At 37.2% G+C, this 20,848-nt stretch carries 19 protein-coding genes; 12 read left to right on the top strand and 7 right to left on the bottom strand.

The window, feature by feature from the left end; all coding sequences use genetic code 11:
* Window positions 1-9: 9 nt before the first annotated feature.
* Complete coding sequence (locus FJR37_RS04475; protein ID WP_168465413.1) at window positions 10-1,485, bottom strand: helix-turn-helix transcriptional regulator; 1,476 nt, start codon at window positions 1,483-1,485, stop codon at window positions 10-12.
* Window positions 1,486-1,650: 165 nt separating this feature from the next.
* Between FJR37_RS04475 and FJR37_RS04470 the strand changes: the two genes are divergently transcribed.
* The 9 genes from FJR37_RS04470 to FJR37_RS04430 all read left to right on the top strand — a co-directional run bounded on the left by FJR37_RS04470 (window position 1,651) and on the right by FJR37_RS04430 (window position 10,504).
* Entirely contained in the window at window positions 1,651-2,106 is a 456-nt protein-coding gene (locus FJR37_RS04470) for a hypothetical protein (protein WP_039200819.1), read from the top strand.
* 64 nt (window positions 2,107-2,170) lie between these two features.
* Window positions 2,171-2,671, top strand: a complete 501-nt coding sequence (locus FJR37_RS04465; RefSeq protein ID WP_039200818.1) for a hypothetical protein — start codon at window positions 2,171-2,173, stop codon at window positions 2,669-2,671.
* 142 nt (window positions 2,672-2,813) lie between these two features.
* On the top strand, window positions 2,814-3,290 hold the full coding sequence (locus FJR37_RS04460; protein WP_168465412.1) for a hypothetical protein: 477 nt from the start codon (window positions 2,814-2,816) through the stop codon (window positions 3,288-3,290).
* A 35-nt stretch (window positions 3,291-3,325) separates the two neighbouring features.
* A complete protein-coding gene (locus tag FJR37_RS04455) occupies window positions 3,326-3,835 on the top strand; it encodes a hypothetical protein (protein ID WP_168465411.1) in 510 nt (169 codons plus the stop codon).
* A 49-nt stretch (window positions 3,836-3,884) separates the two neighbouring features.
* Window positions 3,885-4,712 carry a hypothetical protein gene (locus FJR37_RS04450; protein WP_168465410.1) on the top strand — a complete coding sequence of 276 codons (828 nt, stop codon included), beginning with the start codon at window positions 3,885-3,887 and terminating at the stop codon, window positions 4,710-4,712.
* A gap of 41 nt (window positions 4,713-4,753) precedes the next feature.
* Window positions 4,754-5,320 (top strand): hypothetical protein, encoded by a 567-nt coding sequence (locus FJR37_RS26820; protein ID WP_254434510.1) that lies wholly within the window; start codon window positions 4,754-4,756, stop codon window positions 5,318-5,320.
* Between the two features lie 93 nt (window positions 5,321-5,413).
* Window positions 5,414-7,534, top strand: a complete 2,121-nt coding sequence (locus tag FJR37_RS04440; RefSeq protein ID WP_168465409.1) for a CARDB domain-containing protein — start codon at window positions 5,414-5,416, stop codon at window positions 7,532-7,534.
* Between the two features lie 259 nt (window positions 7,535-7,793).
* Window positions 7,794-9,746 carry a M48 family metalloprotease gene (locus FJR37_RS04435; RefSeq protein WP_168465408.1) on the top strand — a complete coding sequence of 651 codons (1,953 nt, stop codon included), beginning with the start codon at window positions 7,794-7,796 and terminating at the stop codon, window positions 9,744-9,746.
* A gap of 251 nt (window positions 9,747-9,997) precedes the next feature.
* Window positions 9,998-10,504: a hypothetical protein gene (locus FJR37_RS04430; RefSeq protein WP_168465407.1), complete on the top strand. Its 507-nt coding sequence runs from the start codon at window positions 9,998-10,000 to the stop codon at window positions 10,502-10,504.
* 185 nt (window positions 10,505-10,689) lie between these two features.
* Here FJR37_RS04430 and FJR37_RS04425 read toward each other — a convergent pair whose 3' ends face one another.
* A complete protein-coding gene (locus tag FJR37_RS04425; RefSeq protein ID WP_168465406.1) occupies window positions 10,690-12,528 on the bottom strand; it encodes a serine/threonine protein kinase in 1,839 nt (612 codons plus the stop codon).
* Window positions 12,529-13,304: 776 nt separating this feature from the next.
* Between FJR37_RS04425 and FJR37_RS04420 the strand changes: the two genes are divergently transcribed.
* Together FJR37_RS04420 and FJR37_RS04415 are read left to right on the top strand one after the other, a co-directional pair.
* Window positions 13,305-13,799 (top strand): hypothetical protein, encoded by a 495-nt coding sequence (locus FJR37_RS04420; protein WP_168465405.1) that lies wholly within the window; start codon window positions 13,305-13,307, stop codon window positions 13,797-13,799.
* Between the two features lie 235 nt (window positions 13,800-14,034).
* On the top strand, window positions 14,035-15,618 hold the full coding sequence (locus FJR37_RS04415) for a metallophosphoesterase (protein WP_168465404.1): 1,584 nt from the start codon (window positions 14,035-14,037) through the stop codon (window positions 15,616-15,618).
* Window positions 15,619-15,643: 25 nt separating this feature from the next.
* Here FJR37_RS04415 and FJR37_RS04410 read toward each other — a convergent pair whose 3' ends face one another.
* The 3 genes from FJR37_RS04410 to FJR37_RS04400 form a co-directional block, all read right to left on the bottom strand.
* Window positions 15,644-15,847, bottom strand: a complete 204-nt coding sequence (locus FJR37_RS04410; RefSeq protein WP_168465403.1) for a hypothetical protein — start codon at window positions 15,845-15,847, stop codon at window positions 15,644-15,646.
* Window positions 15,848-16,072: 225 nt separating this feature from the next.
* Window positions 16,073-17,464 (bottom strand): asparagine--tRNA ligase, encoded by a 1,392-nt coding sequence (gene asnS / locus FJR37_RS04405; RefSeq protein WP_168465402.1) that lies wholly within the window; start codon window positions 17,462-17,464, stop codon window positions 16,073-16,075.
* 106 nt (window positions 17,465-17,570) lie between these two features.
* A complete protein-coding gene (locus tag FJR37_RS04400) occupies window positions 17,571-17,915 on the bottom strand; it encodes a hypothetical protein (protein WP_039204521.1) in 345 nt (114 codons plus the stop codon).
* Window positions 17,916-17,981: 66 nt separating this feature from the next.
* Between FJR37_RS04400 and FJR37_RS04395 the strand changes: the two genes are divergently transcribed.
* Window positions 17,982-18,260, top strand: a complete 279-nt coding sequence (locus FJR37_RS04395) for a DUF6439 family protein (RefSeq protein WP_039204523.1) — start codon at window positions 17,982-17,984, stop codon at window positions 18,258-18,260.
* Window positions 18,261-18,312: 52 nt separating this feature from the next.
* Here FJR37_RS04395 and FJR37_RS04390 read toward each other — a convergent pair whose 3' ends face one another.
* Window positions 18,313-18,762, bottom strand: coding sequence for an anti-sigma regulatory factor (locus FJR37_RS04390; protein ID WP_039204524.1), 450 nt, complete (start codon window positions 18,760-18,762; stop codon window positions 18,313-18,315).
* Window positions 18,763-19,172: 410 nt separating this feature from the next.
* Window positions 19,173-20,555 (bottom strand): 23S rRNA (uracil(1939)-C(5))-methyltransferase RlmD, encoded by a 1,383-nt coding sequence (gene rlmD / locus FJR37_RS04385; RefSeq protein WP_039204526.1) that lies wholly within the window; start codon window positions 20,553-20,555, stop codon window positions 19,173-19,175.
* Between the last annotated feature and the right edge of the window lie 293 nt (window positions 20,556-20,848).

Genomic DNA, 20,848 nt, shown 5'->3' with positions numbered 1-20,848 from the left:
CTCTTGTTATTACTCTTGTGTAAATAATTTTTGACGATGGTTAATGGCAACACTTCTAACTAAATTGTGCATTCCTATCAGGATTATTTCATTATTTGGATCAAATGAAATTTCTGCTAAATAACGATCTTTTAAATTTTGTAGTGCAAATTCTTGCTGTTCATTTGTATATCCTCTATACTCTAAATGTTTTAACCACCAACTTCTTTTTACTGGAACACGATATACTGAAGCTGTGCAAAGTAAAATATAGGCGTGATGGGCATGATCTGATAATCTTTTGAATGTTTGCTCTAGTCTACTTTGGACTTTTCTGCGTAACTCGATAGAATATCGATCTAATTTCCATTGATCTTCTTTTGATTCTATAATACCTTGACTAGCTTCTGCTAAGGCTTTTTCTACTTCTTCAATTTCGTGGCCATATTGTTGCCAATAAGCGGAAACTTGGGAAGCAAAATCATTAATAATTTCTCCCGCAATGGTTCTTAATGCTAAAGGATGTCCTTTGTATGCTTTACCTATTCTTAATAGCAATTTCATGTCTACAGAGGGTAAATTGTCACCTAAACCAACTTTATTAAATAAATTAAATTGTTCTATTTCTGAGAGTCCATCAACTCGCTGAAAATATGAGAAATTTGGATAACGTGATGCTGCTTGATCTAGTTGGTTGGGTAATTCTTGAGAAGTAATAATAAAACGACTTTGACAAGTTTCTGCTGATAATAAACTAGCAAAAAATTGACACCACCATTCATCAATAAAATCACTCCATCCAGTGTTGTCATCTCCCATTAGCACCAATTCTAAAGAGTCAATTAAGACTAAATTTGGATGATCACAAAAATATGTAACTAACCGCAAGAGTAAAGACTGTGGTTGTTTTTTTTCTTCTGGTAAAACCTTTTCTCCTGCATTTTCTAACCATTTTACTGCAACAGTTATAAAGTCTGAAGGTGTATTTTTATCATCAAAATTTTTGCGACACAATTTTTCTGGATCATGATCAAATTTGCTACTTAAATCAATACTTAACCGTTCTGCTAATGCTGTTTTACCGATTCCTGTTAGTCCAACTAAGAGAAGTAAACGACAATTACTTTGTAATTTTTGAGTGAGATTAGTAATTAAATTATCTCTTCCTATCCATCCACTATCATAAGCTACAAATTCATTGATTAGGGTTGGTAGATTTGATGTTTCTGGTTGAGTGGTAACGGGAATATTTTGGGTAATTAATTCTGGTTTGTATTTATGAAATAAGCTGATCAGTTCTGTGCGTTTAGAAAGACGCTCTCCATCCAAATTTTTTAACCCAAAAGCTTTACATATAGATTCAATATGTTTGCGAACTGTTGTTCTACTGATATTAAGAGATTCAGCAATTTGTTGGTCTTTTTCACCACATAAAAATTTATCTAACACTCGTCGCTGTTGGCGGGTTAGTTCATCAAGTGCTGTATGGAACTTATCAATATTCACGGTACTGTCTGGGTAATGATTTTATCGTGTGTATTCTGTCGGTTCATCCGTATTATACACAGTTGTGAGTATTTCTGCACAGTTGGAAAAAATCAGAAATTACTTAGTATGATGTGCATGGATAAAAGTGATACCTCATTGCTCTAAGATTTAAAGGAGTTTAAAATGCAACTAGATACAGCTTTAGGGCAAGATGAGACTGTTCAGAAAGAATATGAATTCAGTTATTCACTACTACTTTTTTTCCTAAAATCGCATTTTTGGCTGACTAATAAAAGGCTAATTGTCAATGCGCCAAATGTTTTCCTATTTATCCCTACAGGTAATGACACAGTTACCTATCCTTTAAGAAATATAGGAGGAGTTAAAACCAAAACAGAGTTGAAGTTTATGTCGCTTCTGGGTGGCGTTGTACTGTTGTTAATTGGTCTTTCTGCTATTAGGTCAATTGGAATTTTCCTTATTTTATTCGGAGCATCTACTATCATTGGAGCATTCCGAACTTCAATTGGTGTTGGCTCTGGGAGCGGTGGATTAGTTCTCTATTCTTATCTTCCTTGGGAAGCTGAGGATGCAAAAAAAATGATCAATGAGTTAAATCAACTTATTGCGGATATCTAGTGCTATTGATTTGGGATTAATAAATAGAGGTTTACTTAACTAAAAAGTAAATGAGTTTAACAATATGCAAAGAAAATTTAGCCAATTAACAGCAATTTTGGTATTTGGTTTAGTAAATATAATGGCATTATCTACAACTGTCAAAGCACAGGATTCAGAGGTACATTGTAGAAATGTGATCGCTAATGCTAAAAATCGTTTACAGAAAGTTCCTAATGTCTTAGTTGAGCAGGTTTGGACGAGGAATAATAAGGAGAATTATTCCGACTTCCCACAAGGGCGACCTATTGAATATATCTTTTATTTAACAGGATCAAAACATAATGGACGGATGATAGAAATCGGTATTAAAAAGGTTGAGAATTCACCCCAATTTCTTAAATTTATTAGCCAAGAAATTATCAACAAATGTAATTCAGTCAGTTCAGTTTCTTTTGGCAATGTTTTATCTCCTGGCTGCGGAAGGATTTTTGGATTAATGCCTGATGGCACAGTCAATGAATTTCAAGATGTAGACGTTTCATCTGGACGACAACTCAAATGGGGAGAATCATTCTGTAATTAAAAGATAACTAAATAAATTATGCGGAACTTCAATATTACTAACATCTGTCTTTTACTTCGATGTTTTGTTTTGATAACAGATAACCGCAATCGCTCTCACAATCTTTTCCATCTATCCAAATAGTAAATAAAATAATAAGTATATGCAGGTGCGTCAAATCATTACTACTGGGTTGATTATTGCCGAGATTATGTTGTTGTTTTCATCATCAGCACAAGCACAAAACAGAAAATTTTCTGTTGAATGTAATGCAGCTTTACAAGCCGCTAAAAACCAAATTCAGAAAAACAGAAAAGTCAAAATTGTTAAGACAATTAAATATGATATTTCTAAATCTTACAGAAGCTATCCTAAAAATCGTCCATTTTCCCATATATTTGGATTAACTGGTGCGGCAACAGGATCTATCTTAAGTTCTGAGAAATTCTTAACTACAATTGCCACAGACATTATTAATAAATGTCCATCAATTAGTATGGTTGAATTTAACGAATACCGAACTGATCATGTTGAGAGTTACGGACTATTATTAGGAAATAACACAATTGGCATTTTTAAATGTATTGATTGGGAGGTTGCACCTAAAAAACTCGATTGGGGATACATAGGTTGCCTTTAGATAACAGCTAATAACGACTTATTGGACGGAGAAAAATGAAAAACTTGTTTATCAATTTAACAATAACAACTGTATTAGTTACATCAATATTACCCTTAGTATTACAAACAACCGTAAAAGCAAAAGATACAGATGTAGAGTGTAAAAAGGCAGTTGCTAATGCCACAAGTCGTTTACAAAAAATTCCTAATGTCTTAATTTACCAGGCTTATACAAAGAATCTTAACGAATATTATTCCGATTTTCCACAAGGACGACCTATTGAATATGTTTTTTATCTCACTGGACCTGAACGTAAAGGTCGTGCTGTAGAAACTGGTATCAAAAAGGTTGAAAACTCAAAACAATTCATGAAAAATATTAGCCAAGATATCATCTCTAAATGTAGTTCAATTGGTGCAGTTGTTTTCACAAGTACATTCGCTCCAAGTTGTAGTATCGCTTTTGGATTAATGCGAGACGGTAAATTTAAAGCATTTGACACTGTAATAATAGACCCAAATCAAGATACATCATTAAAGTGGGGACAAACATTCTGTTGGTAAATATTAATCCTTGGTTACTTTAAAAATCACATCCATAAACTATTAAATCATGAATAAGCTAATGATAAAAACATCACTTTTATTACAATGTCTAATGACAGGTTTTACCCTTGATACTTCTATAAATGTAGCTAACGCTAGTCCTTTTGCACGAGCAGATTTCGTCAATGAAAGTAAATTTAATTCCCAAGCTATATTTTCCTATGTTGATTTAGGAACAGTTACAAAATTAGGAAATAGCAAATATAAATACCTTAGATTAATTACACCAGCAGATTTTGTAGGAGAGTATATAGAGTCTGAGAAAAATCTCGCAAAACGAAAATTACTAGAAAGTGAAGTTATCGTCAACTGTAATGATATGAATTCACTACAAATTCAACAAGACCGTTACTATAGAAGTGGTAAATTTATCAAGACAGAAAACAATAATCAAGTTATTAGACATAGTGAATCTAACCCGTTAAAAGAGGGAAATTTAATTGTTTGTCGGCTTTTTGATCCTGCTTATTCCCAACCACTAAAACCCGGATTTTATTTTCGTGGCTCGATTGGTATTCAAATTGCTATCAAAGGAAATCGTATTTGTTATGAAGGTATGAGTCGCTATGGTAGAACAGTTTCTTCTGTCATTCGTGACCCCAAATACCTAAGTTTTTATAAACTGGAATCTGTTACAAGAAAAGGTTTGTCAAAAGATCCTTTTTATTTAATGCAACTAACATCAGATGCAATTCATTATGGTGATTTTATGGCACTTTCTAGCATTGAAATTGACAGAGGTGGCGGAAATACAAATAGTAAAGAAATGCAGCGATGTTTAAAATCCAATAAAACTTTTTCGTTTTTTGAAGAATCTGATAAACATAGGAACTGAAATCAACCTGTAAATATAATGATCATAGAGGAAATAAGTACATGAAAAGCAAAATACTATTAAATTTGAGCGTGTTTTTAATCCTATTTGGTGTTAATTTACTACCAGTTTACGCTCAAAAAAATACTAATCGAGTCAATTCAAAAAAGGACAATAATCGGAGTTATATTGGACTCCGCTACCTTGGTCCCCGTCTTCCTTACACCCTTCCAGCCTACCTTGACCACCCCAAGGGTATTCAATATTTTGGTGGTTGGGTAGCTGATGATGTTGAATATCCAAAACTCAGCGTATATGGAATCAGTCGTGTTAAAAAGGGAACTCAGGAAATGTTGTGGTTTGAAATGTTTGTAGATAGAGACAGAAGGTTAGTTTTGGATGTATTCAATGTTCCTAAAATGAACAAATCCTACACTTTAATTGGTGGACATCATCTCTGTCTGCGTAACGGTATTCGTGATTCTTCAATAATTGCAGTTGCTAAAATTCAAGACGCTGAATATTTTAGGCAAATTCAAAAAGCTTGGCGTGCTAATCTGAAAACAAGGAAGTTTGAAGCAATTAGTACAAAGGGTGTAATTTGTGAAAATATAGATTATGGTATTTAGGATTTATCAAAAGTGTAATTTTAAGATTCAGCAATATAAACGACAATGACAGTTTAATCACTTTAGTCACAAAATCATCCCCAAATACAAATCATGCGTAAGTGGCGTTTATTTCTCATTACTCTCATCAGCTTTATAGCTATCTTAGGAGAAAATTGGCTTAAAAAAATTATCCCTATTTCTCTCTGTATTTTGCTAAATTCCAACTCCGCAGCTTGTTACATCAATTTTAATGATGGTCGAGTTGAAGCTGCTATTTCAAATAGCAATGTAACTGATATTAGTAGTAATAAAATTTTGACAATAAATCAAGATTTACCCACAAAACAAGAGGATGATTTTCAGCATAAACTACCATCACAACTTGCCATACCTCCCATTATTAGACCAGCAGAAACTAACTTATATCTACAAAATGCTTTACCTAAAGATTTCCGCATCAGTAGTCAAATACCTTATAGTTCAGGTAAACAGGAAATTCTTTTAGTATCCCCATCTACAGGAGCAGAACAGTTATATACTTTTAATGTTCCAGGTTCTAGGAGCTTTCAGCTATTTGAAGTTGAATATAAGAAAGTATCAGCTATTGATTTTAGCAGTTTAACTAGCACAGATAGTTTAATCGTTAATCCAGAAAAAATAAAATCTGTACTCAATAAATTTAAAATTACCTTTGCTAATAATTCTTTATCTAAAATAACTTTATCAGACGGGACAACAGCTAATTTTTCCGCAGGACAAGCTGTAATCAAATCTCCCCAAGGTCAAACAGTAGAAACAGTGCAAATCTCCCAAAATGAATTTATTGATAAAAATATATTTGTTAGCCAAGAAAGAAGTAAGATGAACAAGAATATAGGAAATAATCCAAATAATAAGGACGCTAATTTATTAGCTAAAACTTCAGAATCAGCTTGTCAAGCTGCGGTGAGTTCATCACTCAATGGTATATCAGATAATCTAGGTCAATGGGGAAACAAATTAACCACCAGTAATTCCCCAATTACTAAATCTGTTGGTTGGGCAATATCCTTTGGTTCTGGAGCAATCAAAAGTAATATTAGTACCAAAAACCCAATGTTACAAGAGGTAAATTGTAGACCTCCTGTACAGTGTGAAGAACAGCGTGTAAGTGGAGGTAGTGAAATTAGAACTGATCTATTTCAAGTTGCTAAAGGTGCAAATAGAAAAGTCAACCTAAAATTTGAATTTTTTGAAATTCCCGACATAATAGAATTATATTTTGATGGTAAACTAATTCCTCCGCCAATAGGTCCTCAATCTGGTCCGGGAACTAGAAGTTTTGATTTACCAGCTAGTGCAGAGTATGTAGGGGTGAAGTTAATTGGAAATGACAATGTAAATACCAGATGGTGGTATGTAATATCTTGTTCTGGTGGTTCTCCTGACCTTGCTCCCGACCTTGCTATTGCTATCACAAAATGGGAAAATATTATTCCTGGAATTGTTGGTTGGCCAAATAACTTACGGCGGCCGGATTGGGCTAAGGCTGTCCGAAGTAAGGATGAGAATGGATGGGCAGTCAATCTTACTGCTGTTGTAACTGTGACAGTAAGGAATCAAGGTAATTCAGAAGCTCCTTCATCCAACCTCTCGATACAACTCCAGAAAGATTTTATAAATGGGGTTGTCCGTACTTCCAAAATTGAAGAGCTAAAATCTGTTCCAATCGTTTCTCTCAAACCTGGTCAGGAAGTTTCAATTCCCGTAAAGCTTGAATTTAACCAGAGTTGGGATTTATTTGGAGATGCATCTATTATTGCTCAATTAGATAAAGACAATCTCATCCCTGAAATAAATGAGGACAATAATCGAAGTAATCCCTATGAAATTCTCCTTGTTGATCCTCGCCCTGCTCGTGTTTTCGATAGAACCTTTCAAACAGAAAATGACGCTGTTGCTTATCTGAGAGGGCGTGGTTTTTCTTATGATCCTCTTTTTCAGCTAATAAATATTGAATGGACAAAGTATCTACAAGGTAATGATATTCGTTCAAGACGTGATGGGAAATATAAAGAAGCAAAAGCTTATCGACAAGATGCAATAGTACACAACTTAGCATCTTTAGGCATAGGTGTGGGATTTGCTGTTACGATTCAAGGTACTGAATTTTTTGGAGAGCCTAATCCAAAGGAATTTGAAGTTTGGAAGCCTTATCTTCAATATGTAGCATGGTGGCATAAAGTATACTAAAAGCTAAAGTTTCAGTTGGTCACCTCGAAAAATACAAATCCGATTGAGAATAGCTACGAGAATACACGGGATCTAGGCTCCGGGAGTTCGCAACAAGGCAATTAATCGAGTTGCCCAGTTATTAAACCAGAAATAATGTTAGGGCTATTCTTACAAGGTTGATGAGTGTGATCATTTTATTTGCAGTATATGTAAATAAAACTAGTGAGCTAATAAATATTAACTATTTTCGCTAAAACATCAGGAGTAATCAATAATTATGAAACTCTTACGCAATTCCCTTCTTACTCTATTCGGCTGTATTCTATTCACCAGCACCAGCTTACTACTACCCAACCTAATCCTATCCATATCGCCATCGGTAGCAGCTACTCCCACAACTAAATCACAAAACATCCATAAGTCACCAATCTTTCAACATCACAAACTATTTCAAGGTGAAAATGTAGGGAATAAACTTGAAGATACTACAAATTTCACTAAATCTAAATCACAGATTGTAGCCACATTACTACAAAAACAAGGAAACCTCAAATCAGGTGATTCAGTAATTACTGATGATGGCAGTTTGTATGATCAATACAAGTTTTCTGGTTCTAAAAATCAATCAATCAAAATTTACTTAGAAAGTCAAGATTTTGACACCTATGTGATGCTGCTTGATGCCGAAGGTAACAAATTGGCTGAAAATGACGACCAGGGAGAAGATAGTTCTAATTCATTTCTTCATGTTACCTTACCCAAACAAAATACTTATCGTGTAGTTGTCAATAGCTATCAACCTCAAAACCAAGGTAAGTATAATTTGAGGGTAGTTGAAGATAATTTAGATGAACTTCCTGAAAATGATTTCAAAGATTATCTGATCAGTGCCAATACTAACAAATCTAGCCAATACTCCCAGAAAGAATTTGAAACTTTAGTTAAAGCTGATAGACTCTACCAACAGGGAAAAAGAACAGAATCAGAAAAACTTTATCGTCAAGTTAAAAAACCTTTTGCGAAAGATAGCAAAAATAGCAATTTCCTAGAACCTATAACAGATCCAGAACAATTGTCACCTGGAGGTAAAGTGAGTTGGCGCAATGCACAAGCAGGTTTGCAGCAGGGGTTAAAAAGTAAAATATTTGTATCACTACAATTGTTAAGCGAAAAAAATCCTGAATTTGTACCTGGTCATATCTTACTCGCGCAAGCATTGGAAACATATAATAAGCCAAAAGAAGCACGAGAAGTTTTAGAAAGAGCCTCTAGTTTATTTCCCTATAATCCAGATGTGGCTAAGGCAAGAATTAAAACTTTAGAAGCTGATGAACAGTGGTTAGAAGCTTCTATTGCTGCTCGTCAGTTTGCTATTGTTAATTCCAAGCATTCAGAAAAGGCGGAATTTGTAAATATTGCTGACAAAAATTTTGGGCGGTTTCGTGGTGATCTGAATAATCAAATTATTACTACAACAATTTTGGGTGGTCTTGGTGGCTTCTTGACAGGAGATTTTAAATCTAGTGCTTTTCAATCTGTACAACTTGCCCAATTGATGCTGAAAGGTGAATCAGCAATGGGAGCGCAATTTGCTAATGGATATAAACAAAAATTACCCTTGGTAGAAGATGAAATAGTTCAAAGTTATATCAATACCATTGGTCAGGATATTGCTAAGTTGATGGGACGAAGTGAATTTAATTATGAGTTTTATGTCGTCCAAGATGATTCCCTCAATGCTTTTGCTTTACCAGGAGGTAAAGTATTTATCAACACTGGGTCTATTCTTAATACCAACTCTGAAGCGGAATTAGCAGGTTTAATTGGTCATGAAGTTGGCCATGCGGTTCTTTCTCATGGCTATCAACGTATTGCCAACGACAGCTTACTAGCTAATTTAAAGGCAGTTATTCCCTTTGGAAACTTTTTTACTACTTTGGTAAGTAGAGATTATAGTCGTGGTAATGAACGCCAATCTGATATTATTGGTTCTCGCGCTATAGCTAGTTATGGTTATGCTGCTGATGGTTTGCGTGGCTTTATGCAAACTCTACAGGAACGCTATGGTTCTAGTAGTCAAAGTTATGCTTCAACTCACCCATCTTCTCAAGAACGGGTTCGCTATTTGGAAGATTTAATTACTCGCAATGGTTACAATCGCTATGCTTTTGAAGGGGTAGAAAAACACAGCTTGATTCAAAAGCGAGTTAGAGAGTTGACAGGAAAATAGGAGTTGAAACCGTAAGTATTCAGGATAGAGAATACAGAGGACGCTATGCAGACCTACGGTTGAGGAGAGTAAAGGCTTTTTAGTCAACTTTGATGATTTTGATAAAATCTTGCTTCTCGCTATTCTTGATTTAATAAGCATTATGACTTCTGATTCCTGACTCCTGAATTCTTACTTGAAACCTAATCGAAATTAAAAGTTTATCAGCCTAACATTACCAGCAATATCTGTTAAAGGAAAGGATTCAATTTATGAAAATTTCCCAGCTTAAAGACATTATTCTAGGCTTCATATCTTGGTTTGGCTGGTTAGCATATATTATCTGGATTTTCTGTTATCTTATCTTGATGATATGTGTAGGTGTAGTCATACTAATCATCCCAATCATAGCTTATATCTTTTTTGCCATTGCTTCTGTTATGTCCAGACTAGCACTAGGAGGGATTGGAATTGGTGATAATTACACTAACTATAATAGCCAATTTGAACTCACTCCCAGCGATGGTATAGGCTATACTCTTACGACAGCCATAACATCTATTGTTCGCTTTATCTTTAACCTAATTCTTGTACTACCACTCAAATTCTTTATTGGTAGTCACACCGATATGTCAATGGAAACCCCCCTAGCTGAACTTCCTGGCTATATATTAGAAAGTATTAGCTATTTACGTCCTCCAAATCGCTTCAGCTTTTACTGTGGTATCATCAGCTTTCCATTGATGGCCGGACTATATTTTTACTTAATCAAAACCTGAAATTCTTGATGGGTTAATTGATTAAAAGAATATAATTTATCTTTATAAATCATCACATTGATTAATAGAGCGATCGCAATCAATGATCACTCTCAATTTTTCCAGTTTATCAAAGTTTGCTGGACACAAGTTGTAAAATTAAACAAGCTTCGATTACTTAGAAAATTACTAAATAATCTAGTGTTTTAAACCCCATCTTTTGGTGTTGCGGAAGGAGTTGGTTTATTTTCCTGGGGTAATGCTTGTTTAGCAACATTATCAGCAGCTTGTTTAAACATTGGTTCTAATTTATCACGCCAGTATTTAATATTCGGGAGCTTTTCTGGATGATCTCGATAAGCTAAAACTTCATCCCATTGACCATTATCAATAGCTTTATTAATATCTTTAGCTAACGCTTCAGCTTTTGCCCAATCACTCTGCCATTGATTAACAGTATCAACGGTTTCTTTAATGCTAGAAACAGCATTTCCTGAAGTTGATTTTAACAGAGAAATTGCTCCTTGTAAATCTCCTGATTCAAACTTTTGTCGAGCTTTTGCCACCGTTTTTGTCTTATCTTCAATGGCTGGTGGGGATGGTTTTACTGGAGAAGGTACTACAGCAGATGTTGCTGAAACTTGGGGAACTGGACGAGATGCAATTAAAGAACTATCATCTACAGTTTGCATAGCCAAACCTTTATCTCGACGGCAAGAAATCCATGTTTCATTATTAGCAATAATATCAGAATGCGCCCATGCTAAACGTCCAGATGACAGTTTAATTTCTACCCAACCTCGGTTTGTGCGTTTACCTGTCACCTCAAATTCACTGGCTGCACCCAAGGTTTTCAAAATATTATCAGAATTGATGGCACTAGGTTCAGAACGGATATTAGAATTAGCCGCAACTACAGCCATACAGTTATTTGTTAATTTGGTTTTTTCTCCTGTTGGATTACCAGTTAAATTCTTAAAATTGGGATATACATTTGTAAATAAAGCGGCTACACTACCAACTAATAATATGCCAATTAATAAAGGTAAAGGATCTGGTTTATTAGATTCTTGGGGAATATATTGTTGAGGTGCAGGTTGAACAGGAACATGATTAGCGGGCGAAACCGCCATTGTTTTCTGTGTAAATCTTGAAGCTAGATTTTGCGGAGATTGATAAATAATTTGAGGAGATACGGAAGGTTGGGCAAGTTCGGGGGTGATATTTACCAACTCTTGACAAGCTTGTAAAGCTTCCGTTGCTGTTTGATAACGTTCTTTGAAATGGTAACGCACCATTTTCGTTAAAATTGCGACTAGACCAGGATTCACAGGAATTAAATGTTGCCAGTTAATTTCCCCTGTATCTGGATCTTCTTGTAATTGACTAGCTGGGACTCCCGTTAATGCCTGAATGGCGATAATCCCTAAAGCGTAAATATCACTATTAGGACGGGGTTTACCTTGTCCCTGTTCTGTAGGCATATACCCAGGCGTGCCAATGGCTACTGTAGCTGTTTGCTGTCCGCCGACCACCACCAAGGGCGATCGCAATTGTTTAACTGCACCAAAATCTACTAAAACTAATTTATAATCAGCCGCACGGCGAATAATATTATCTGGCTTAATGTCGCGGTGAATCACACCTTCCTGGTGAACAAACTCTAAAATACTCAAGATTTCCAGCAGCATTTGCATGACTTGGGCTTCACTCCAAGGCTGTCCGGGGATAAGTTCTTCATTGAGAGTATGACCGTCAATAAATTCTTGGACTAAAAAGAATTCCTTATTTTCGTCAAAATAGGCAAGAAGTCTGGGTATTTGGTCATGGTTACTCAATTTTTCTAACGTTTCTGCTTCGCTATTAAACAGGCGTTTAGCAGTAACAAAGATGTTAGGGTCAGAATTAGCTGGTTTCAGGTGTTTAACCACGCAGATGGGATTGCCTGGCCGTCTGGTATCTTGGGCAATATAGGTTTGACCAAATCCCCCTGTCGCCAAGACGCGAATGACTTGGTAGCGATGATCTAGTAATTTGCCTATCATAATTTCCCTCTCCAGCTTTACAGCTTAATTTTCCCGCTAGTAGTCAATATCTCCAAATTTCTCTTTCTGAAATCAGGTATCTTGAGAAAAGATTTAAATTGTATTAGGAGTCACCGAGTCACCGAGTCACCGAGTCACCGAGTCAGGAGGGAAGAAGAAGAGTTTCCTTGTTTCAACCAGGAGGGTAAAGCAAAAGCTTAATGGTGTCAACTTAACGCAAAATCTTCATCCCGCAAGGAACTCAAGTTCCTTGCTAATAGCGAAAGTCATCTAAAAGATGACTAAATACTAGGAAAATTCATTAGTCCGTTTTAACGGACTTGAGCTATGAGACAGGGAATTTATTCCCTGGCGGGTGTGGAAGCCAAACAAATAAGCCATCTGTAACCTAAGTTGACACCAATGAGCCTTTGCTTTACCCCTACTACTACAAAAGTCCATTTCCTAACCGTTTTGAGTATGCCTTGGCGATCGCTATCAAGTATAGTTTTTTTATTGAACCAAATTGCTAGTAGTCTGTCAACCCGAAAATGACGGGTGAAGGCAAGCAGGGGGAGAAGAGAGGCACCGGGGGCAGGGGAGGGAAGAACAGAAGTTTTTTCCGCTCATTACCCGTCAAAATAAATTTGACGAACTACTAGTTTTACTACAGCGGTATGTACTTAAATGAGATACAGAATCTATAGTAAAAGCCTTATGGTAAGAGACTCTTAACTCTTAACTCCTGAATCGGTGACTCCTGACTCCTTCTATATCAGTATCCCTATTGACTAGCTATGCCACCTAAGATAACTAATTCTACCTCATGGCAACAAGCTGAAATCTTGATGCAACCTGCGTTCATTCGTGTGATTGATAATCTTCGCAAGCAGTTGGATATATCTGATTGGCAAGGTACTTATCAAGATGTATTAACTTGGCCTGCTAATACCCCTGATGAAACCAAAGCCTTGGTAACTCAGTTGGTACAAGAAATAGAAACCGCAACACCCATACAAGCGGAGGAAATTAGAAAAACTCTGGCGAGTTTACCTATGCCCCATCCAGGATATCACTTGCTTTTACAACGTCATGGGGAACAAGTCAATCTAGATTTGTGGGATTTGTGTTATCAATTATGTTTTCTGAATTATAGTCCAGAAAATACAGCAGTTAATATTGATACTAGCTTAATTGATGAATATGGGGATGTGGATTGGCAACAGTTAGAAAATAAAACTCAGCAATTGGTGAAACAGGTTTTCGCTAGTTTATCAATATTAGGCGACTAGTACCGCAGGGCGGAAATCAAAAGTCAAAAGTCAAAAGTCAAAATACAGACAGTATAGGCTTTTTGGCGATTGAGAATGGTTGTTTTATTTACGCCGTGTTGTACTAGAAGTTACTTCTACACAAACAAAGTCCACCTGCGTGGACTAATTTAAGCCGTAATCCTGTTAATCCTTAAATCCTGGATATCCTGATAGCGTAGCGTGGCGTTAGCCATTTCTGACAATATTATTTCCTATGAAATTGATTTCTGAACCACCGATTTCTGTCAAAATTCAAAAGATGAAACAACGGGTGCGCTGGCAGCATTCGAGTATTTTACAGCAGGGAATTGACCAAACCTGCATGGTGATAGATGATGGCAACTCAGAAAGTCCAGATTTTTCGTTTATGGTGATGGGTGATACTGGCACTAAGTCCTATTCTAGACACCATCCCCAACGGGAAGTTGCCAAAATGATGGTAAATCATGGTAATGATTGCCGGTTTGTGCTGCACACTGGTGATGTGATTTATATGGTGGGTTCTCGTGAATATTACCCAGCTAATTTTATTGAACCTTATCGGGAATTTTTGGTTGGTGGTCATCAGCCTCAAAATATTGCTTATGATCAGATGGTATTTAAGTTGCCGATTTTACCAGTGCTGGGGAATCATGATTACTATGATGTGCCTTTACTCTATCGGTTGTTAACTGGTCCAACTTTGCCTTTGCGGCGGATGTTGCGTTATAAAGATATTGAGATTGGTTGGCATGGTTCAAATCAAGGTGATGCTTATGCTAGAGCATTTTTAGATTATTTGGCGGCAGTTTCTCCAAGTGACTTAGAAGGATATTTAAAACAGCATTACAACGCTCAAACTGGTACTGGTAAATGTTTGCGTTATCAACCGGGGAATTTTACTCGTTTACCCAATCGGTATTATAATTTTTGTTACGGTGGTATTGACTTTTTTGCCTTAGATTCTAATACTTTCAATACTCCAGATCCTTTACCTCATAACCAAGCTGGGGATGATTTCCGTCGGGAATTAGGGCAACGTCGTCAGGAAATTGACCAAGAAGAGTTACGGATTTTGACGGAATGTGACAAACTCAATCCTGAAAAGTCTGATGACGCGGAATTATTGGCTGAACTGGGGGCAAAATTAGACCAAATTAATGAGGTAAAAATTGATATTGAAAAGCAATTAGAGTCTCATACTAATACTAATGTTGATTTTGAACAATTGAATTGGTTAAAAGAGAGATTAATTTCATCTTGGCAGAATGACGCAGTTAGAGGACGGGTAATATTTTTCCATCATCCACCTTATGTGACAGAAGGTAGTAAATGGAATCAAAGGCAAACTTTAGCGGTTCGTCATCGGTTACGGGATGTTTTTGATGAGGTGGCAAAAAGTTTAGGTAATATAACTCAAAAACGCCCAATAGTAGATATAATATTCAGCGGACACGCTCATTGTTTTGAGCATTTGCAAACTGTGAATACGGGACACGCAGATTCTTATATTAATTATATTATTGCCGGTGGTAGTGGTCGTCGTCTTCGTCGTCAACGTCAAGAAGGAAGAGAATTGCTGGAAACCTTCAATAATAATGGGGATCTTTCCATTCGCAAGGTTGCTGATTCGCTGTTGTATGTGGGACGGAGTGGGAGTGGTTTTGAGAGTAAACAGCCTTATTCTTGTGTGCGAGTGGATGTATTGGGGGGGTTTCCTGCGAAATTTATGATCACACCTTTAGTGACAGAGTTAGTTGCGGGTAAATGGTGCGATCGCCAATTAAAACCTTGGATAATTTATAATCCAGGAGGATAGAAGAGACGTTTCTTATCTGATACTTTTAACCGAGACATTCGCCGACATCTGAGATATCGTGAATATCCAGTATAACATCACCAACTGAGTTAGTGAAGGTGGTATCCCACATTGCCTTAGAACATAATTCTAAGGCTCTTGATCGTCTATCAACGAGTTCAATACCCAAATTTTCTCTAGAACTACCAAGTTTTCTAAGGAAAGGTTTATTTTCTTTGTAGCCATTCAAGTCTATTCGGAACCATTACAGTTACTCAAAATATTTATTGACTTTAAATTAACTACAAAACTCTCGTATACATATGTAATATTATGAACCTATTGTCGGGAAATGTCAATAGATGCCTGAAGATTTGATGTCCTATTCTTTGCTCCTTCTAATTCTTCCTCCTGACTCCTGACTCCTGACTCCTGACTCCTAGCCCTCACAGACAACTTTTTCAGCAAACCCTAATTAAAACTCCGCACTTTGTGGTGTGCGAGGAAACGGAATGACATCCCGAATATTTCCCATACCCGTCATAAATTGCACCAATCTTTCAAACCCCAAACCGAAACCAGCGTGGGGAACAGTACCATAACGACGTAAATCTAAATACCACCACAAATCCTCTGGTTTCATACCCTGTGCTAATACCCGTTTTTCTAAAACATCAAGTCTTTCTTCCCGTTGTGAACCACCAATAATTTCGCCTATTTTCGGTGCGAGAATATCCATAGCGCGGACGGTTTTTTCATCGTCACTCAACCGCATATAAAAGGCTTTAATTTGGGCAGGATAATCTGTAACAATAACAGGCTTTTTGAACAATTGTTCAGCTAAATAGCGTTCATGTTCTGATTGTAAATCCGCACCCCAACTCACAGGGTAATCAAACTTAACATCAGCTTTTTCTAAAAGTTTGACTGCTTCTGTATAAGTCAATCGTTCAAACTGATTGTTAATAATATTATTGGCAGTTTCTAAAACAGTATTATCAATCCGTTCATTAAAAAATTCCATGTCTTCAGGACAGGTTTCCATCACATATTTAAAAATGTGTTTGAGAAACTCTTCAGCCAAATCCATATCACCTTCTAAATCACAAAAAGCCATTTCTGGTTCAACCATCCAAAATTCGGCTAAGTGTCGAGAAGTATTAGAATTTTCAGCCCGGAATGTGGGACCAAAAGTATAGACATTAGTAAAAGCCATTGCCATAATTTCGGCTTCTAATTGGCCACTGACTGTTAAATATGCAGGTTTACTAAAGAAGTCTTGGCTATAATCAATTTCTTGGTTTTCTGTTTTAGGAACATTCTTTAAATTGAAATTAGTCACACTAAATAATTCACCCGCACCTTCACAATCACTCGCGGTAATAATGGGAGTATGTACCCATAAAAACCCCCGTTGTTGAAAAAATTGGTGAATAGCAGTCGCGCAAGCATTTCTGACTCGAAATACTGCACCAAAGGAGTTAGTTCGCGGACGTAAATGGGCTATGGTTCGGAGAAACTCAAAGGAATGGCGTTTCTTTTGCAGAGGATAAGTATCAGGATCAGCATCTCCGTATACTTTCACTGTATCTGCTTTTAATTCTATTCTTTGTCCTTTACCCTGAGAAGCTACTAGGACTCCTGATACTTCTATAGAACCACCTGTATTGATCTGTTTTAATATTCCTTGATAGTCTGGTAAATCTTGATTAATGACAATTTGTAAATTACCCAAAGATGAACCATCATTAACTTCCAAAAATGCAAATCCTTTTAATTCGCGCTTTGTTCTTACCCAACCTTGGACTACTAAAGTTTGTTCTGGTTTACCACTTCTTAATATTTCTGCAATACGAGGATTTAGCATTTTCTACAATTTGTATTTTTTAAAGAATTTCAGATCCCCGACTTCTCAAAGAAGTCGGGGATCTTTGAGAAGTCGGGGATCTTAAAGAAGTCGGGGATCTTTTAAATCAACCAACCCAAGATTTTAATAACCAACCTATAATAACACCTAAACCGCCAAAACGAGTAGCTTGCCAAAAAGGTCTTTTCAGACTTACCCAAGAAAACAACTGGCTTTCTAAGTTGATTTCTAATACTTCTAATTGTTTTTGAAGGCGATTTAACTCGGCTTTAATTTCTGGAGTCTGCTTTCTATTTTCCTTTAAATTTTTTAATTCTTGTTGCCATTGTGCCTTTTGTTGTTGATCTTTTTGCACTTGAGCATATCTATCTTTTAATAACCGTAGTGAAGTTTCTACTTCTACCAATTCCTGTGCAAAATCTGGCTGGGGATTTTCCTCTAAATTAGTCATTGGTGATTGTTCATTAGCTATGATGATTAAATCATAACTTTTACTCTTAACTCGGCACTTAGTCTTATGTCACAAACTAATCAACTAAATGAAATCAGCACTCTAGAACTAGCACAGGCACTCATGGAACGGTTGAGTATCTCTCCCGATGATTGGCATCGGCTCAAGTCTAACCGCAATGCTCGCGCTAGTGAACAGGCAGCCGCCGCAATGGTGTTTTTGGTCAAAAATGAACCCCAAGAAGCACAGGCTAGGCTAGAACAGGCTGTAGGCTGGCTAGATAAGTCAATTTCCGCCCCTCCTTGCCCCACGCATGGACATCAGCGCGAGGTAATAAAGAAATAGCTCTCACCTGCTCCCTGTTCCCTGTTCCCTGTTCCCTGTTCCCTGTTCCCTCTTATCTTCGCAAAGATAGTAACCGACGGCTTTCTACTTGCTTACAAAGGGTAAGTTCTGTCCCTTTGCCATTCCATTTCACTTGATCAAAAATCTGATACAGTAAGGACATACCCCGCCCACTTTCTGCTTCGTCTGGTGGTAAATAGTCATCGGGATCACTATGATCTTCGAGGGAGGGTGTGAAACCGCTGCCCTGATCTGAGATAATCCACCAATACTGATTATCTATTAATGAGAACCGAACTACGACTAATTTGCCGGGATCAAGATTGTTCCCATGTTTAGCCGCGTTGACTAGGGCTTCCTGGAGTCCTAGTCGTAGTTCCGATTGTAATTTTACGGGAATATCGTTCAAGAGTAAATCTAGGATTGGACAAAGATAGAGGGTGGAGGCAAAACTAATTGTCCCCCAATAACGCCCAACTGGACGAAGAGAAATGGTAATCACAAGAGAAACCCCGTAGCTTTTATTTAGCTAGACATCAGGAAAGCTTTTTCAGGCATTCTGATAAAAATTAGGTAGTCATGCTGCCTTCAAACTTGAGTCTGTAAAACTAAATTTATAAAAATGCTCTTGGCCGATAACTGGGAATGAGAATTCATATTGTTGATGTACAACTTGCTAAAGTCAATCCGTTCATTTGCTAGATGAATAAGAATTGCTATTTTTAAACAGAATGGGCAGGACGCTCTGATTAGCTGCTAGTTTGTATTTAACACAATTTAATCTCTTCCTTCAGATTCTATACAGCTTCGATTTCTTTAAAACAAAATGAGTTTCTATTTTTATGTAATTCCATTTTACCATTATGAGTATCCACTAGAGTACAAATTTCTGATTTTTATTTTTGGAAAGAATTAACTATTCTGATCATTTTCCGACAGGACTAGAAAAGCGGCTGCTTCTACATGGGCAGTTTGAGGAAAAAAGTCGGCAGGTTGCACTCTTGTGAGTTTATATAGCCCATCTTCGCAAAGTAACTTGAGGTCACGGGCGAGGGTGGCTACTTTACAACTGACGTAAACAATTCGAGATGGTTTCAGGTTTCTTAATGTTTTAATAACGTTAGCTTCACATCCTTTGCGGGGCGGATCAAGTAAGACGACATCTGGGATAATTTCCAAATTCTGGAGAATCTTTTCTACTGCGCCTACTTGGAATGTGACATTATTGATTCCATTTTCTTTGGCATTGATAGTCGCTTGTTGTACTGCTGTTGATTGCAATTCTAACCCTGTGACGTGCCGTGCTTGTTTGGCTAGGGGTAAAGTTAATGTTCCTATACCACAATAGGCATCAATGAGGATTTCATCTCCTTGTAGGTTCAGTTCTGACTGAATTACTGCTAGGAGTGCTTCGGCTGTTTCTGTGTACACTTGGAAAAATGTATCTGGGCCGATTTGAAAATCTAGTCCGGCGAATTTTTCTTGGAGGTGGGGGGTTCCAGCTAGACAACGGGTTTCTGATCCAAATATAGCATTTGTGCGATCGCTATTGCGGTTAAGTGACACACCAACTAACTCAGGATAACGCTGTAACCATTGCTGTGCTTGGGTTTCAATTCCTGGTAAATTCCAATCTTTGACGACCAAAGTTAGGAGCATTTCTCCTGTGCGACGACCAATGCGTAAACCCAAGTGGCGAATTAAGCCTTTATGCCGGGTTTCGTCATAAATTGACCAACCTTGCTTTTCAATATCCAATTTTACTTCAGCTAATAGGGGATTTAATCGCTGGTCTTGGACGGGGCATTGATTCAAGTTGATTAATTTATGAGTACCTTTGTGATAATATCCAGCTTGGACATGACCTGTGGCTGACCTACCGATAGGATAGGTGACTTTGTTGCGATAGCCAAAGGATGCAGCAGTTACCAGGACTGGATCTATCTGTGGATTCACAAAACCGCCAATTCTTTCTAAGGCTTGAGTTACTTGATTGTGTTTGGCGATTAATTGGTAGTCATAATTGATATGTTGCCACTGACAACCACCACATTTATCAGCGACAATACAACTGGGACGCACCCGTTGAGGCGAGGCTTGCAATAATTCCTGCACCTGACCATAGGCATATTTTGGCTTAACATTGAATAGTTTGACAAGTAGGCGATCGCCCAGAACAGTATCAGGAACAAAAACCACCCTCTGTTCAAAGCGTCCCACACCATCCCCAGTGTCGCTTAAATCAGTAATTTCCAGTTCAATAATTTCATCTTGTCGCCACATTATATTAGTCATTAGTCAGTTGCTAGAGAACAGGGAACTTTCTCACTAGGAAGCGGAAGTTCCCCAATGTCAAATTTTGACACTCCCCGGTCTCAAGACGCGGGGATTCTTGGTTCGACGAGACCACTTAAACTAGATTCCTTGCGTTGTCTAACCCAGAGGTGGGACTCTCCCCAAGCGTTAACTTTCGGTCTGCCCGACCGTAGTTGCATTACTGCAAGTCCTGTTTAACTTGAAACGAGAAAGTTTCAAAATTCTGATTTGTCTAGTGGTCTGTCAAATTTATTTTGACGGGTAATCAATGA

Source organism: Aphanizomenon sp. UHCC 0183 (assembly GCF_009712065.1).
GTDB lineage: Bacteria > Cyanobacteriota > Cyanobacteriia > Cyanobacteriales > Nostocaceae > Dolichospermum > Dolichospermum heterosporum.
Note: the sequence above shows the minus strand (reverse complement) of the source record. Positions and strands in the feature narration are given on the sequence as shown.